This window comes from Paraferrimonas haliotis, assembly GCF_002282895.1.
GTDB classification, from domain to species: Bacteria; Pseudomonadota; Gammaproteobacteria; order Enterobacterales; family Shewanellaceae; genus Paraferrimonas; species Paraferrimonas haliotis.
Genome location: NZ_NRRB01000004.1, coordinates 35,709 through 50,770 on the forward strand (window position 1 = coordinate 35,709; position 15,062 = coordinate 50,770).

Here is a 15,062-nt window from a genome sequence, read left to right on the forward strand (position 1 = left end):
GTTTATGAACACAAAAATTCTCGGCACAGGCAGCTATTTGCCTGAGCAAGTTCGTAGCAATCAAGATCTCGAAAAAATGGTTGATACCTCAGATTCTTGGATTGTAGAACGAACAGGTATTTCTGAGCGTCGCATTGCCGCCAGTGAAGAATCTGTTTCCTCGATGGGCTATCAGGCCTCTTTAAAAGCATTAGAAATGGCCGGTGTTGAGCCCTCTGAGCTGGACATGATAGTGGTGGGTACCACATCCGGTGATAATGCCTTTCCGGCATCGGCCTGTGAAATTCAGGCCATGCTTGGCGTTAAAAACATTCCATGTTTTGACGTCGCCGCCGCATGTTCAGGCTTTATTTACGCGTTGGCGGTTGCAGATAAATTTGTAAAGACCGGCGATGCCAAAAAAGTACTGGTGATTGGCGCCGATATTTTATCTCGTTTGTGCGACGAAGCGGATCGCTCCACCATCATCTTATTTGGCGACGGTGCCGGTGCTGCAGTAGTTGGCGCAAGTGAAGAAAGCGGGATTATTTCAACGCATTTACATGCTGATGGCGCCTATGGCGATCTGCTTAAATGCACACTCAACCAGCGTACGGTAGAAAGTGGCAAAGCCTCTGAATACATTCACATGTCTGGCAATGAAGTGTTTAAAGTCGCGGTCACTCAGTTGGCCAATGTGGTTGAGCAGACGGTAACGGCCAATAACATTGATAAATCGGATATCGATTGGCTGGTGCCGCACCAAGCAAACTACCGAATCATTAAAGCCACCGCTCGTAAGCTAAACATGGATATGGAGCAGGTGGTACTTACCTTGGACCGACACGGCAATACGTCAGCCGCATCGGTGCCTATTGCCCTTGATGAAGCCATTAGAGATGGCCGCATTCAGCGGGGTCAAATTTTATTACTTGAAGCGTTTGGAGCCGGATTTACTTGGGGCTCGGCGCTGGTTAAATTCTAAGGAATGAACATGTCAAAAACCGCTTTTGTTTTTCCGGGACAAGGGTCTCAGTCTGTCGGTATGTTAGCCGACGTATTGGAAAATTCATTCGCAGCCCAACAAATCTTCGAGCAAGCCAATGAGGCGTTAGGTTACGACCTAAAAGCCTTGGTTTTAGATGGGCCGGCAGAATCACTGAATCAAACCGATAAAACCCAACCGGCGTTATTAACCGCCAGTGTTGCATTGTGGCGAACTTATTTGGCCAATGGCGGTGAAAAACCTGTCTTGCTCGCTGGACACAGTTTGGGTGAATACTCAGCACTGGTGTGTGCCGGCGTCATCGATTTTAACGATGCGGTAAAGCTGGTTGAACTGCGCGGTCAATTGATGCAAAAAGCGGTTGCTGCAGGTGAAGGTGCTATGTACGCCATCATTGGTCTTGATGACGACGCAATTGCCGCTGCCTGCGATCAAGCTGCTCAAGGTGAAGTTGTGAGCCCGGTAAACTTTAATAGCCCCGGCCAGGTGGTCATTGCCGGTAATAAAGCGGCCGTAGAACGTGCTGGTGCTTTGTGCAAAGAAGCCGGTGCGAAACGTGCACTGCCATTACCTGTGAGTGTGCCATCTCATTGTGCGTTGATGAAGCCCGCCGCCGATGAGCTTGCTAAAGCGCTTGAAACCATTGAGTTTACTCAGCCAGAAATTAACGTCATTAATAACGTTGATGTGGCTCAAGCACGCACTGCCGCTGACATCAAAGACGCGTTAGTGCGTCAATTATATTGCCCTGTACGTTGGACAGAAACCGTCAATGCAATGGCCGCAGAAGGGGTTGATAACCTTGTAGAGTGTGGTCCAGGCAAAGTGCTAACTGGCTTAACGAAACGAATTAACAAAGCAGTATCAGCTAAGGCGTTTAACACCCAAGCTGATATTGATGCCCTTTAGAAATTTAAACAAAAAGGATTAATTGATGAGCATCAGTTTTGACTTAAACGGTAAAGTCGCTCTGGTTACCGGTGCTAGCCGTGGTATTGGACGTGCAATCGCAGAAACCTTAGCCAGTGCCGGTGCAACCGTGATTGGAACTGCTACCAGTGAGCGTGGCGCTGCTGCTATTGGCGAATACCTTGGTGAACAAGGCCATGGTATGGTGTTAAATGTCACCGATAAAGAGTCAATTGCCGCTTTATTCACTCAGATCAAAGAAAAAGCCGGTAGTGTTGATATCTTAGTTAATAACGCAGGCATCACCCGCGATAACCTAATGATGCGCATGAAAGACGATGAGTGGGACGATATCATCGCTACCAACTTAAGTTCTGTCTTTCATTTGACCAAGCAGGTATTGCGTCCAATGATGAAAGCGCGTTCAGGCCGCATCATTAATATTGGTTCAGTCATCGGTACCATGGGTAACGCTGGTCAAGCCAACTATGGTGCAGCAAAAGCCGGTCTATTAGGCTTTACTAAGTCGTTAGCTCGGGAAGTGGCCAGTCGTAACATTACCGTGAATGCCATTGCACCTGGATTTATCCAGACAGATATGACAGATGAGTTGACTGAAGAGCAACAATCCGGAATCATGTCTCAAGTACCAATGGCGCGTTTGGGCCAACCGCAAGAAATTGCGCAAACGGTCGCGTTTTTGGCATCGGATGCAGCTGGATACATAACGGGCGAGACTTTGCACGTTAATGGCGGCATGTACATGGTTTAATGCAGTCACTGCATTGAAAAGTTACGAACTAGTAGAGAAAAAGTGTGAGTCGGGTGGTATTTTCGTGGTTAGACCACAATTTTCCGGCTTGCATTAACGTTCAAATAGAATAAACTACTCGCATCATACGCAACAGCGTAAATTAATGGGAATAAAAAAACATGAGCAACATCCAAGAACGCGTACACAAGATTATCGTAGAACAACTAGGTGTTAAAGAAGAAGACGTAAAAGCAGAAGCTTCTTTCGTAGACGACCTAGGTGCAGATTCTCTAGACACTGTTGAACTAGTAATGGCTCTTGAAGAAGAGTTCGATACTGAGATTCCAGATGAAGAAGCTGAGAAAATCACTACCGTTCAAGCAGCTATTGATTACGTTACTAACAATCAATAAGTGCCAGAATTTTGAAAACAGGTGGCCTTGAGCCGCCTGTTTTTGTTTTAAGCGAACCATTTTAACGATTCGGTAGAGGAGATAGCCATGAGCAAACGCCGCGTTGTAATTACAGGACTGGGAGCGGTCACTCCCGTCGGTAATGATGTTGAGACGACTTGGAAGGCTTTATTAGCAGGCCAAAGTGGTGTCGACAAAATTGAGAAATTTGATGCCTCTGAATTTGCTTGTCAGTTTGCGGCGTGCGTTAAGGACTTTGACGTCACTCAATACGTCTCCCGTAAAGATGCGCGTAAAATGGATCCCTTCATTCATTACGGCATGGCGGCATCGATTCAAGCCATTGAAGACGCCAAGTTGGATATGGATTCGTTGCCGAAACATCGAGTAGGCACAGCCATTGGTGCTGGCATCGGTGGTATGGAAGCCATTGAAAATAATCATTCTGCCTACCTTAAAGGTGGTCCAAGAAAGATTTCTCCGTTTTTCATTCCAAGCTGCATTATTAATATGATTGCCGGTCATGTTTCCATTAAATATGGCATGACAGGGCCTAATTTCGCAGTAACCACCGCCTGTACCACCGGCGTTCACAACATCGGATTTGCGGCGAGAACCATTGCATACGGTGATGCCGATGTAATGATTGCCGGCGGCGCAGAAATGGTTACTACCGCCATGGGCATAGGCGGCTTTGCCGCAGCAAAAGCGTTATCGACACGTAACGATGATCCTAAAGCGGCCAGTCGTCCGTGGGACAAAGATCGCGATGGCTTTGTCATGGGCGAGGGTGCCGGAATGATGGTTATGGAAGAGTACGAACACGCGAAAGCTCGTGGGGCCACCATTTACGGCGAGCTGGTAGGCTTTGGCATGAGTGGCGATGCTTTTCACATGACCTCACCACCGGCAGATGGCGCCGGTGCAGCGTTGGCGATGGCGAATGCGGTTGCGGATGCGGGCATCGACAAAGAGTTGGTTGGCTACATTAATGCCCACGGCACCTCGACTCCTGCAGGCGATAAAGCCGAAGCGGCCGCTGTGAAACAAGTCTTTGCTGAGCACGCTTATCAATTAAAGGTAAGCTCTACTAAATCGATGACCGGGCACTTATTAGGGGCTGCGGGCTCTGTCGAAGCCATCTTTACTTTGTTGGCCTTACGTGATCAGCGCATCCCACCGACCATTAATCTGGATAATCCTGATGAAGGTTGTGATCTTGATTTTGTCGCCAACGTCGCCAGCGATGCCGACATGGAATACGCCTTGTGCAATTCATTCGGATTTGGTGGCACGAATGGCTCTCTGCTATTTAAGAAAATCTAGCTCGGATTTATGGGCGTTTAATGGATTAAGCTAAACGCCATTCATTAGTTGAATTAATAGCCGGTTGTCGTAACATAACAACCGGCTTTTTAATGGATTGTGAGGGGCAATGGAACCAGCCAGTTTTATCGCAGTAGATTTTGGCACACAAAGCCTGCGGGCCTTATTAGTTTCCGATGGCGGTGAAACCCTCGATGCCGTTCAGCTGGCATCACCAAACTTTATCGACAGCCCAACAGAGCCACAACGCAAAGAGTACCAGCCGAGTGCGGTGATTAGCCTGTTAGAGTCCGCTCTTAAGCAACTCACCAGCAAACACCATCCCGCTCTATCGCAACTGCGGGGTATCAGTATTACTTGTCAGCGCAATTGCCTGATAGCACTGGATACAAACGCTCGTCCTATCTCAAATCTTGTCCACTGGTCTGATAAACGACGGGCCAGCAAGCTTGTGCCCATGCCCTGGTATCAGCGGTTAGCGTTCGCAGTTGCAGGCGTATCCGAGCGCATTCATCTGTTACGCCAAAAAGCCATTGTTAATGTCTGGTCAGAAGGCTCTGACATCATGCAAAAGGCGAATAAGGTGGTGCAGTTGTCAGCTTGGTTGCAGTGGCACCTATGCCAAACTCTGGTGGACAGCGACGCCTCTCAAATAGGGTATCTGCCTTTTAATTTTAAAACCGGGGTTTGGTATCCCAGCTACAATTGGCGCTATAAAGCGCTCGCTATTACCTCAAAGCAGTTACCAAAATTGGTGCCACCGTGCCAACGATTAGGATGCGTTACTGCTGAGGTAGCTCAAAAAACGGGCCTACCGGTTGGCTTGCCTGTGTATGCCGCCGGGTCAGATAAAGCCTGTGAGTCCTTTGCCAGTGGTGGCGGCTTGGCAGGCGTGGCCAACATCAGTTTAGGATCTGCGGCAACCATCAGTGTTGAGGCAGCAAGCTATCAAGAAGCCTATCGATATTTACCGGCATTTCCCTCAATTGCCAATAACCAGCATATTGTAGAGATCCAGCTTGAGCAGGGCTTATGGCTACTGAGCTTATTGCTGCAGCAATTTGGCCTGCAAGAACAACAGCAAGCACAATCGCTGCAACTGTCTGTGGAGTCGCTGGTCATGCAACATATTGATACAATCCCTATTGGCTGTAACGGCCTAACGATTAAGCCTACAGAGGATGAACAAGCCATATTGGCCAAGATTTATGCCTCTAAGAGCAGTGCTCAGGGGTTAACAAATACACAGCGCTATCAAGCCTATCGCGCGTGTTTGGAAGGGGTGTTGTTTGGTTTAAAGCGCGAGTTTCATCGAGTTCAAGCCTGTTCCGATAGCAAGATTACGACACTGCGAGTTAGCGGTGGAGGCAGTCAAAGTAAACAGCTCTTGCAAATGGTCGCCGACCTATTTAATTTACCAGTAGAAACTATCCATACACACCAAGCCTGTGCATTAGGCGCAGCCATGTGTGTCGCAGTGGGTAGCGGGCGCTACCGCGACATAACGCAAGCAAGAGAACAGATGGCCCACGTTAAACAGCGGTTTTTGCCAAATAGGGAAAACAGTGCCCGTTATCAAAAATACCATCAAGATCGGAGACAACAACATGGCTAAAGTAGCGTTTTTAGGATTAGGTGTTATGGGCTTTCCAATGGCGGGACACCTAGTGCAAAACGGCCATCAAGTAACGGTTTATAACCGCACTCAAGCCAAAGCTGACACTTGGGTAGAACACTTCGGCGGCCGTTCTCAGCCTACGCCAAAGGCTGCGGTAGCGGATGCCGATGTGGTGTTTTGTTGTGTTGGTAATGACGACGACCTAAAGCAGGTTATTATCGGTGAAGAGGGCGCGTTGTTAGGTATGAAGCCTGGTTCCATTCTTGTGGATCACACAACAGCCTCAGCCGATGTAGCTCGAGAGCTGAGCAGCACTCTGGCAAAACACGACATTGGCTTTCTAGATGCGCCGGTATCCGGCGGACAAGCCGGTGCTGAAAACGGCGTGTTAACCGTAATGGTGGGTGGTGATGCTGAGGTGTTTAATGCAACCAAAGCCATTATGGACAGCTACGCCCGCTGTGCTGAGTTGATAGGGCCCGTTGGCAGCGGTCAGCTGGCTAAGATGGTTAACCAAATTTGCATTGCCGGGGTAGTTCAAGGCTTGGCGGAAGGGTTACATTTTGCTAAAAAAGCGGGGCTCGATGGCGAAAAAGTGGTTGAGGTCATTTCCAAAGGCGCAGCTCAAAGTTGGCAAATGGAAAATCGCTATCAAACCATGCTACAAGACCAATACGACTTTGGCTTTGCCGTGGATTGGATGCGCAAAGATTTGGGCATCGCACTTAATGAAGCCCGCACGAATGGCGCTAACTTGCCGTTGACGGCATTAGTAGATCAATTCTACAGCGAAGTGCAAAAACTGGGTGGCCATCGCTGGGATACTTCAAGTCTGCTTGCGAGACTTGAGCAAAATAACGACTAACTAATTGTTTACCTTTAAGGTTTGACCGTGAACGAAAAATTAAAACAATCCATGATCGACCTCGAATTGCACTTGCTGGAGCCCAGTGTGCGAGCCGATCCTATGCAGTTGGATAAGTTTTTGGCAGACGATTTCTTTGAGTTTGGCAGTTCCGGCGTAGCCTTTGGTAAAACAGAGGTCATGCAAAGGCTACCCAGCGAAACCTCACCGAAAGTCGAAACCCACGGCTTTCGAGTACGAGAATTAGCCTCAGGGGTGGTGCAAATTATTTATCGAGCCAGCCTGCAGCGTGCCAACGAAGCCCATATTATCTATTCGTTGCGCAGTTCAATTTGGCGATTGCGCGACAAACAGTGGCAGTTGGTGTTCCATCAAGGTACACCAACCAAAGCGTTTAAGTGATGTAAACTGCGCTTGTATAAGGCTTAATCCAGAATCAAATGTTCCAGTTGCACATTGGTGACACTGTGCAACGCTTCCATGCTGGCGTTAGCCAGCGAAATAGCCCCATGCTGACTTTCCACCAATACTGCGCGAACAATGTTTGCTGGGCTGATGCCGTTAAGTGCCAATTCACTGAGCACTGCTTGTGCTGGCATTAAGCTTGGGTTAAATGCCGCATTCTCAACGTAACTACCGGCGAAATTGCCCAGCTCAGCACAGCTTACTGCTATGGCGCTGTGGGTGTTAGTGTACGGTGAGTAACTGCGATTAGCGTATTGCACAGCTAAGCCAAGCAGCGGGTCGTTGCTTAAGTAGTCTAGACTCTGGTGAGTGTGGCTGAGAAACGGTTGCGCCACCCCTAAGTCACCAGGTTTGAAGCCATGGGGCAGCAGTTGCGCTAATGTCAACTCACCGCTTGGAATGGCAATGCCAAGCTTATCGGCGTCCACCAATTCGTTCATAAATTGGCGACAATGACCGCAGGGAGTGGCGTTAATGGTGATGGCTTTGATGCTGCTGGCACCATGATTCCAGGCATGATTAATGGCTGCTTGTTCGGCGTGCAAAGAGTGATTCAACGACTGCCCGGGAATTTCGTAATTGGCTCCGAAAAAGGCATAACCTCGCTGATCTTCGGCAATGGCACCGACGTGGAAACCACTGATGGGGGCGCGGGCGTAACTGGCTGCTAACGGCAGCAATAAATTAAATAGCTCAGCCTTGGTGCAGCCTTGAACTTGACACAATTGCTGCACTTGCTGTTGGGTAAAATATCCTTGAAAGCCGCTTTGCAGTATGGGTTCAAGCGCTTGGGCTAGCGCCAAAGGCAAGTTGTTTAGAGCTAACGCTTGTGCGTTCATGGTAACGACCTTTATTAATCGGATTTACAAGCTTTGTAGGTACAAAGCCAATTGACTCAAAAGCCCTTGATTGCGTGGATTGCTGCGGGCATTTTCCATAAGTTGCTGCAAATTCATGACGTAGTCAGGATCATTTAAACGCTGTTTACAAAACTCTCCCCAACGCAAGGTCTCGTCGTGACTGAGTCCTTCCGGGAAGTTACGAGCGCGATAGCGAAACAGCATATCTTGCAAGCGCGAGTCATCAAATTGTAACGACAACGCCGCTAAGTTGCGAGGCTCGGTATTACGGATAAGGCTCATTTTAGACTTATCGGCATCACTGAAAAAGCCACCACTGTACAACATGAGATCCGGATCTTGGTTAGCTTCAAACTCACGCTCATCCTCGAACAGCTGTCCAATTTTCTCTCGTATTTCGTTCTTATGTTGTTGCAACACTTGGTAATTTTTGCGGGCTAACGGCTTATCAATGCCTAAACGCTCCGCATTGTCATCGCTCAAACTGTTAGCCGGTGCCACGATAGGGCATTTGTTCAACGCCAGCTGAGTAATGGGTACCTTAACCTCACTATTACGGGTATATAAGTGTTGCTTTAGCTCGTCAGCGGACAAATCCAAAATAGGGGATATGTCGGCGGCCAAGTTCAACATAACCACACCGTTTTGATTGCGAGGGTGATGTATCATTGGAGCAGCAATGGAGGCACAGCCTTGAACACTGCCGTAGCGGCTGTTGATGTGCACTACCGGTGCCATGTTTAACACGTCCAACGCCGCTGCCGCGGCTTGTTTTCTGCGCAGTTTTAAGGCGTAATCGAATAACCGCGGTTGCGCCTTTTTAACCAATTTAGCCATTTCTATGGTGGCCACAACATCCGCGACGGCATCATGGGCATTGGCATGACCAATACCGTTGGCCTGAGTAAGTAATTCTAATCGAAAACTGGGTACGCCATTGGCATCGGTTGGCCAGTGAATGCCTTCTGGGCGCAAGGCGTAACAGGCGCGCACTAGGTCAATCAGATCCCAACGGGAGTTACCGTCTTTCCATTCCCGCTCATAAGGGTCAAAGAAATTGCGATACAAGGTATAGCGGGTGACTTCATCATCAAACCGAATCGAGTTATAGCCCACAACACAAGTGTTGGGATGGCTCATTTGTTGATGTACTTTGTTGATGAATAAGGCTTCTACGTCACCTTGTTGATTGGCTTGTTGAGGGGTAATGCCGGTTACCAACATGGCTTCCGGCTTGGGTAAATAATCCGGCGCTAACTTACAAAAATATTCCATCGGCTCGCCAATAATGTTGAGATCCATATCGGTACGGATGGCGGCGAATTGGGCGGGTCTGTCTTTACCGGGGTGAACCCCCCAAGTCTCGTAATCGTGCCAAAGAAAAGTGTGGTTGGCTTGTTGTTGCACAGTGGCAGGCTTCCGTTGCAGGCTTTGCAATTATGTTAGCATGGAATCCATAAGCGCTGCTATAATACGCCGCCTTTACCGACAGTGACGATAAGGTTAACGAGAACATTCATGAGCTATCAATGCCCGCTGTGCCAAGCCGAGCTTACCCTACAACAGCAAATCTGGAAGTGCGTGAACAATCACAGCTTTGATTGCGCTAAAGAAGGGTACGTCAATCTGTTACCGGTGCAAAACAAAAGCTCAAAAGATCCAGGTGATAATAAAGCCATGATGCAAGCTCGGCGCAGCTTTCTTGAAAGCGGTTATTACCAAAGCTTATCGGATGCTGTGAATCAGTGTGTTGCCGAGCTATCGGCACAAGCTGAGCTAAACTCATTATTGGATTTAGGTTGTGGTGAGGGCTATTACACCGGCCGTTTAGCGAACAGCCAGGCAACGCTTAACATCAACGGAATCGACATTTCGAAAAGCGCCATTCGTTATGCTGCAAAGCGCTATCGGTCGGTGGAGTTTGCCGTTGCTAGCGCCTATCAATTGCCTTTTGCCGATCAGCAATTCGATGCCATTTTGCGCATTTTCGCCCCCAGTAAGCTCGAAGAGCTGCAACGTTTGCTAAAAACGGGAGGCTACTTGCTGACGGTGGTACCCGGCCCACGGCATTTGTTTGAACTGAAACAAGTGATTTACCCCTACCCAAAAGAGCATGAGCTTAATGAGGAGCCTCTTGCCGGTTTTAAGAGGGTTAACAGCACGCGAGTGCAACAGTCATTAACCATAGAGACCAAAGAGGCGGTACAACATCTGTTGCAGATGACGCCTTATGCGTGGCGCTTATCAGAGCAGCAAAAAACTGAGCTCATGGACAAACCGCTGACCGTGAGCTTGGATTTCGTCATTCAAATTCAGCAAAGGTGCTAGCGCTGGGAAGCTAATAAGCTGGTCAGTTTCGCTTTAAGCTCTGCTACCTCTGCCTCAAGAGCATCAACGCGCGCCAGCAAAGGGGAATCGGCCACTGGGCTGTGAGAAGTCTCGGTATGCTCTGCAAGCGCTTGGCTAACCTCGCCACTAAAGCAATGGCCATAGCGACTTTCACGCTTGCCTGGCTCCCGCTGCAGTTTCACCACCAGCGCCGGTTGGCGCGCCGCCAGTTCGGTAAGACAGGACTCCACTTGAGCAACGTCGGAAAATTCGGCTAAGCGATTGCTGCGGGTGCGCAACTCGCCCGGTGTTTGCAGCCCTCTTAAAAACATCAGACAAATAATAGCCAACTCTTGCTCAGTTAACTGCAAGTCGCCAAATTCGGTATTACAAAAACGATGTTGATACTTGCTCACCCGAGCGCCAAAAGAGGACACATCATTAACCAAGCGCTTTTTAACGAGTTCGTCCACCGTTTGTTGGACTTCAGATTCTGACAGTGCCAATACTGGATCTCGGTTGCTTTTCTGATTACAGGCATTGGTGAGGGCGTTCAATGACAGCGGGTATTGATCCGGCGTGGTAATGGACTTTTCGATAAGGCAACCAATGACGCGGGTTTGGTTTAAGGTGAGATTCATATCCATAAGTGTTTCCGTATATAAGGCTTTAGGGAAAATGCGTTAGCACCATCTTAGAAAGGTCGCCAGCGTATTGCAATCAGCCAGCGGATAAGCTTTTAAGCAATGCGCGTTTAGCCAACTTCAATCGTTTAATTTGCTGCGGCCCTTGGCCAAACTCCACGCGCTCAAATTCCTTGTAAAAGGCCATAGCAGCGCTCTTAGAGTGGGGATACTGCTGGGCAACCTTGGTTAACAGTGACTTAGGTGTTTCGCCATCGCTTAGCTCGATGTCATAGCGCCTAAGCTGCCCGCAGAGCAATTGATATTGTTGCTGATAAGCGCCAGCTGTGGTGCTTTTACGAAACAGCCCAAGCCACCACGCCGTCACCATTAAAATCAGCAACAAACCGCTGGCCAAAATCCAAGAGCGGCCTTGCTGCGCTTTGTCACCAAACATTTGCTCCATCCATTGGGTTTGTTTTTGCTGGTTGTAGCCACTGAACCAATCCGATAATCCTTGCGCTTGTTGGCTCCATTGCGCTAAAGCTTGAAACCAAGCTTGGTTTCTTAATCGAAATGCAAATGAATAGTCATCGCTGTATTGCTGTAGTTGCTCATCTAAATAGTCATCGAAGCCAGCGCCAATGCGCGTAGGGCTTACCACAGAGGTCGGGTCGTAGCGTTGCCAACCTAGCTCGTCTAACCAGACTTCAACCCAGGCGTGCGCCATGTACTGATATACGCTTAAGGTATTGTGTTTAGCATCAACCACGCCTCCTTGATACCCAAGCACCACCCGAGTTGGAAGGCCATATAATCGCGCTATCGTTGCCATGGCCGACGCATAATGCATGCAAAATCCCACTTTCTTATTAAACAAAAAGTCGTCTTGTTGCGGGGTGAACATTTTTGGTGGCTCCAGAGAATAGCGGTAGTTTTGCTGAGCAAAACGTTGCATTACTTGCGCCATAACTTGCTGCCCGGAAAGGCCTTGTTCGCGTAGCTCATTAACCCAAGCTCGAGTTCTCGGGTTACCTGCTGGCACTTGCGTGTTTAAGCGGCGTTCATAAATCGAAATGGGGGAGTTTAAAGGCGCTTTTAAGAAGGATTGAGCTTGGTATTGAATGTTATCGCTTTGGCCAAATTTATGAATGCTATAATCGCGAGCTACGGCCAGCTCCTTGCTGTCTAGGGTGACTCTATCTAGGCCATACAACCAAGGTTGGTCGCTGCCCAATGCGGTCACGGTATAACGCAAAGGAGTGCCTTGTTTAAACACTGGATTCAGTTGCCGATCACCATTCCAATTGTGATTGGTTAAGCGCTTACGCATCGGATTTTGCTGCCAGGTTTCCCCGTCAAAGTCTTCCAACACTAGGGCTCGCCAATACAACGCGCTATTGTCTGGTGGGGTGTGCTCGAAGCGGGCGGTAAACACCAGCTCATTAGATTGGGTAAGCTTGGTAACATTGCCCGGTGACATGGAGTCCGACAATCCAATCTCTGTCGGACTGTTTTGGTTAACGCTCCATAGGGGAGGCAATCGAGGAAAAAAGTAAAACAACAGTAAGGTAAGGGGTAAGCTCACCAGCACCATTTTTGCCAATTGCTTTACAATTTGCTGGTTATTAACACTTTGGCGAACCAAAATTAACGACACACCAATGTTGATGATAAACAGCACCGACGCTTGAATGTTGTGCAAGGTGTCGTTGTAAAACAGGCACGACAGTGCAATGGTAAAGCAACCCACCAGCACCAACGCAAAAATGTCTCGTCGATACTTAAGCTCCAACAGTTTTAAAGAAAAGCCAAGCACCAATAAAGAGGCCATAACCGACAGCACCCCTAGTTGCTGAATGTGCACCACGCGGTCAAAGCACAGGTATAAGGTAACGGCAACAATGAGGTATTTAATGGCGTTAATGGGGTAACCCAGCTCTTTCGCAATTTGCCAGCCCCAGCAACTTAGGCATACCAGTAACGCGGAACGATCGATGTGTGACCATATCGACAGCATAATAAGACACTGACTGACCGCCAGCCATATTAAGGTTTGCCAACCAACCTTAGCGCTCACGCATCCTCCGCTGTTTTAGGTAATGCCGCCAATAAGTTTTGGCAGTGAATTCGATGCGCCTCGCCGCTGTTGGCGCTTATTTGAGTCGCGCCCGCTTGTACGCTGAAGCTGTGGCTAGCGCGACTGTGCCATTCTATTAAGCCGCTCAATTGAGCGATGCGTTGCTCGTAGCTCGTGGCGGGCATTTGCTCCAATACCAGGGTGATATCGCTGCTGCCTTCCATGTCAAAATGTTTGCTGTACCAGCCTTTTTGCTGAGCAACTTGCTTCCAAGCGATGCGACTTTTACTTTGACCTCGTTGATAACTTCTGAGCTCGGTAAAGGTAAGGTCTTGCTGCTCAACGCTGGTTAAAGGGTTTGCCAGCGTTTGTGGTAAATGGGCATCCGGTTTGGCCCAAATTATTTGCGACATTTTGCTGGAAAACTTGGCTCGAGCACGACATAAGCCTAATGGAAATCGACTTTCGATAATAACTGGATTTGGGGTTAACAGGCCGCGCCGATGAGTGCTTTGGCTAAGCTCGATAATGGTATGTCCTGCTTCGATGTCGGTAATCGGGCAGCGCTGCTGTTGTTGAATGGCAAGGGTTAAGCCATAGCGAGGGCGACGACTTTCGAGCTTAATATAAAAATGAACCTCGTCACCGGCAAAGGCGTAGCTTGGGGGCTGAGCAGACAGCCTTAATCCGGCCAAATTTCGATAGCTGTAGATGAGGTTGGTTACAAATAACGATACCAAGAAAAAGCTAAAGCCAATCACTAGGTTATGCTGGTAGTTCACCCCAAATAAAAACAAAATTGCAGCCATTACCAGCCAACTTACACCATAGCGGCTGGGCCACAAGAAAATGTTGTTGTGGCTAAGTCTTAGTTGATGTGAGCTGGTGGTTGCGGTGAGCTTGTTCCACCAGGGCAACAACAGTGCAGGAACCTTCATTGTAGCGGATTAACGTCAGCCAATATGGCTTTGGCTCCTTGTTGCTGAGAAAGCGGCCGCAGGCCAGATAAGCGATGCTGTGCCACCGCTTCAAATATCGCTTGAACGTCATCAGGTATCACATAATCACGACCATGAATAAAGGCCCATGCTTTGGCTGCACACAAAATCGCTTTACTGGCACGTGGGCTTAATGGGTGATGATCACTTTGTTGACGAGAATGATGCACCAAGGCCACGATGTAGCGAATGTTGCCTTCACTAACACTGACATTATCCACCATACTTTGCAGTTCTAGCAGTTGGTTGACGTCCATTACCGATTCACAAGTGACGGCATTATTAGCATTTGCCAACATAGTAAACTCAGCCTCAACGCTGGGATAACCTAGGCTTAGGCGCATCATGAAGCGGTCAAGCTGCGACTCTGGCAAAGGGAAGGTACCGCTTTGCTCCAGCGGATTTTGACTGGCTATCACGAAAAATGGGTGGGGTAAATCGTGGGTGGTGGAGTCAATGCTGACCTTTTGCTCTGACATGGCTTCAAGCAAAGCACTTTGGGTTTTGGGGCTGGCACGGTTAATTTCATCAGCAAGGACCACTTGGTGAAACAAAGGCCCAGGATGAAACACAAAGGATTGATTGCTCTGATCGAATATCGATAAGCCGGTTAAATCCGCCGGCAGCATGTCGCTGGTAAATTGCACGCGTTGATGGCTCAAGCCTAAGGTGAGGGCAAGGGCGTGGGATAGGGTCGACTTACCAACACCGGGTAAGTCTTCTATGAGTAAATGGCCTCGAGCCAACACGCAAGCAAGCGCGAGCTTAATGTGTTGGGGCTTGTCTAATATGACTCGATTTAACTGAGCCAGCGCAGCATCAATCAGTAATTGCACAG

15 protein-coding genes are annotated in these 15,062 nt (G+C 48.6%); 9 read left to right on the forward strand and 6 right to left on the reverse strand.

What is annotated here, in order from left to right; genetic code table 11:
- Window positions 1-4: 4 nt before the first annotated feature.
- From CLC91_RS09270 to CLC91_RS09305, 8 genes are all read left to right on the forward strand, one after another.
- The gene (locus CLC91_RS09270) at window positions 5-964 is read left to right on the forward strand and encodes a beta-ketoacyl-ACP synthase III (RefSeq protein WP_095500313.1); all 960 of its coding nucleotides are present in this window, start codon (window positions 5-7) and stop codon (window positions 962-964) included.
- A gap of 9 nt (window positions 965-973) precedes the next feature.
- Window positions 974-1,894 carry an ACP S-malonyltransferase gene (gene fabD, locus CLC91_RS09275; protein ID WP_095500314.1) on the forward strand — a complete coding sequence of 307 codons (921 nt, stop codon included), beginning with the start codon at window positions 974-976 and terminating at the stop codon, window positions 1,892-1,894.
- Between the two features lie 25 nt (window positions 1,895-1,919).
- Window positions 1,920-2,666 (forward strand): 3-oxoacyl-ACP reductase FabG, encoded by a 747-nt coding sequence (gene fabG, locus CLC91_RS09280; RefSeq protein ID WP_095499511.1) that lies wholly within the window; start codon window positions 1,920-1,922, stop codon window positions 2,664-2,666.
- 161 nt (window positions 2,667-2,827) lie between these two features.
- Entirely contained in the window at window positions 2,828-3,061 is a 234-nt protein-coding gene (acpP, locus tag CLC91_RS09285) for an acyl carrier protein (RefSeq protein ID WP_095499512.1), read from the forward strand.
- Window positions 3,062-3,148: 87 nt separating this feature from the next.
- Complete coding sequence (fabF, locus tag CLC91_RS09290; protein WP_095500315.1) at window positions 3,149-4,387, forward strand: beta-ketoacyl-ACP synthase II; 1,239 nt, start codon at window positions 3,149-3,151, stop codon at window positions 4,385-4,387.
- A 109-nt stretch (window positions 4,388-4,496) separates the two neighbouring features.
- Window positions 4,497-6,002: an FGGY family carbohydrate kinase gene (locus tag CLC91_RS09295; protein WP_095499514.1), complete on the forward strand. Its 1,506-nt coding sequence runs from the start codon at window positions 4,497-4,499 to the stop codon at window positions 6,000-6,002.
- Window positions 5,995-6,870, forward strand: coding sequence for an NAD(P)-dependent oxidoreductase (locus tag CLC91_RS09300; protein ID WP_095499515.1), 876 nt, complete (start codon window positions 5,995-5,997; stop codon window positions 6,868-6,870). Before CLC91_RS09295 ends, CLC91_RS09300 begins: the two co-directional genes overlap by 8 nt.
- Window positions 6,871-6,897: 27 nt before the next feature.
- A complete protein-coding gene (locus CLC91_RS09305) occupies window positions 6,898-7,272 on the forward strand; it encodes a nuclear transport factor 2 family protein (RefSeq protein WP_095499516.1) in 375 nt (124 codons plus the stop codon).
- A 23-nt stretch (window positions 7,273-7,295) separates the two neighbouring features.
- On the opposite strand, the gene cdd is transcribed toward CLC91_RS09305, so the two are convergent.
- On the reverse strand, window positions 7,296-8,174 hold the full coding sequence (gene cdd, locus CLC91_RS09310) for a cytidine deaminase (protein WP_095499517.1): 879 nt from the start codon (window positions 8,172-8,174) through the stop codon (window positions 7,296-7,298).
- Window positions 8,175-8,198: 24 nt separating this feature from the next.
- Window positions 8,199-9,602 (reverse strand): exodeoxyribonuclease I, encoded by a 1,404-nt coding sequence (sbcB, locus tag CLC91_RS09315; RefSeq protein ID WP_095499546.1) that lies wholly within the window; start codon window positions 9,600-9,602, stop codon window positions 8,199-8,201.
- Between the two features lie 111 nt (window positions 9,603-9,713).
- On the opposite strand from sbcB, the gene rlmA reads away from it, so the two are divergent.
- Window positions 9,714-10,523 (forward strand): 23S rRNA (guanine(745)-N(1))-methyltransferase, encoded by an 810-nt coding sequence (gene rlmA, locus CLC91_RS09320; protein ID WP_095499518.1) that lies wholly within the window; start codon window positions 9,714-9,716, stop codon window positions 10,521-10,523.
- On the opposite strand, the gene CLC91_RS09325 is transcribed toward rlmA, so the two are convergent.
- The 4 genes from CLC91_RS09325 to CLC91_RS09340 all read right to left on the reverse strand — a co-directional run bounded on the left by CLC91_RS09325 (window position 10,520) and on the right by CLC91_RS09340 (window position 15,060).
- Window positions 10,520-11,164 carry a YceH family protein gene (locus CLC91_RS09325; RefSeq protein WP_198950925.1) on the reverse strand — a complete coding sequence of 215 codons (645 nt, stop codon included), beginning with the start codon at window positions 11,162-11,164 and terminating at the stop codon, window positions 10,520-10,522. The genes rlmA and CLC91_RS09325 overlap by 4 nt on opposite strands.
- Window positions 11,165-11,243: 79 nt before the next feature.
- A complete protein-coding gene (locus CLC91_RS09330) occupies window positions 11,244-13,226 on the reverse strand; it encodes a transglutaminase family protein (RefSeq protein WP_095499520.1) in 1,983 nt (660 codons plus the stop codon).
- Window positions 13,223-14,164 carry a DUF58 domain-containing protein gene (locus CLC91_RS09335; protein WP_095499521.1) on the reverse strand — a complete coding sequence of 314 codons (942 nt, stop codon included), beginning with the start codon at window positions 14,162-14,164 and terminating at the stop codon, window positions 13,223-13,225. The genes CLC91_RS09330 and CLC91_RS09335 overlap by 4 nt, the downstream gene beginning before the upstream one ends.
- Window positions 14,161-15,060, reverse strand: a complete 900-nt coding sequence (locus tag CLC91_RS09340) for an AAA family ATPase (RefSeq protein ID WP_095499522.1) — start codon at window positions 15,058-15,060, stop codon at window positions 14,161-14,163. The genes CLC91_RS09335 and CLC91_RS09340 overlap by 4 nt, the downstream gene beginning before the upstream one ends.
- Window positions 15,061-15,062: the final 2 nt, after the last annotated feature.

Coding starts and splice junctions, on each gene's coding strand:
- CLC91_RS09270 (WP_095500313.1), top strand. CDS start 5: ATGAACACAAAAATTCTCGGCACAGGCAGCTATTTGCCTGAGCAAGTT.
- fabD (WP_095500314.1), top strand. CDS start 974: ATGTCAAAAACCGCTTTTGTTTTTCCGGGACAAGGGTCTCAGTCTGTC.
- fabG (WP_095499511.1), top strand. CDS start 1,920: ATGAGCATCAGTTTTGACTTAAACGGTAAAGTCGCTCTGGTTACCGGT.
- acpP (WP_095499512.1), top strand. CDS start 2,828: ATGAGCAACATCCAAGAACGCGTACACAAGATTATCGTAGAACAACTA.
- fabF (WP_095500315.1), top strand. CDS start 3,149: ATGAGCAAACGCCGCGTTGTAATTACAGGACTGGGAGCGGTCACTCCC.
- CLC91_RS09295 (WP_095499514.1), top strand. CDS start 4,497: ATGGAACCAGCCAGTTTTATCGCAGTAGATTTTGGCACACAAAGCCTG.
- CLC91_RS09300 (WP_095499515.1), top strand. CDS start 5,995: ATGGCTAAAGTAGCGTTTTTAGGATTAGGTGTTATGGGCTTTCCAATG.
- cdd (WP_095499517.1), bottom strand. CDS start 8,174: ATGAACGCACAAGCGTTAGCTCTAAACAACTTGCCTTTGGCGCTAGCC.
- rlmA (WP_095499518.1), top strand. CDS start 9,714: ATGAGCTATCAATGCCCGCTGTGCCAAGCCGAGCTTACCCTACAACAG.
- CLC91_RS09325 (WP_198950925.1), bottom strand. CDS start 11,164: ATGAATCTCACCTTAAACCAAACCCGCGTCATTGGTTGCCTTATCGAA.
- CLC91_RS09335 (WP_095499521.1), bottom strand. CDS start 14,164: ATGAAGGTTCCTGCACTGTTGTTGCCCTGGTGGAACAAGCTCACCGCA.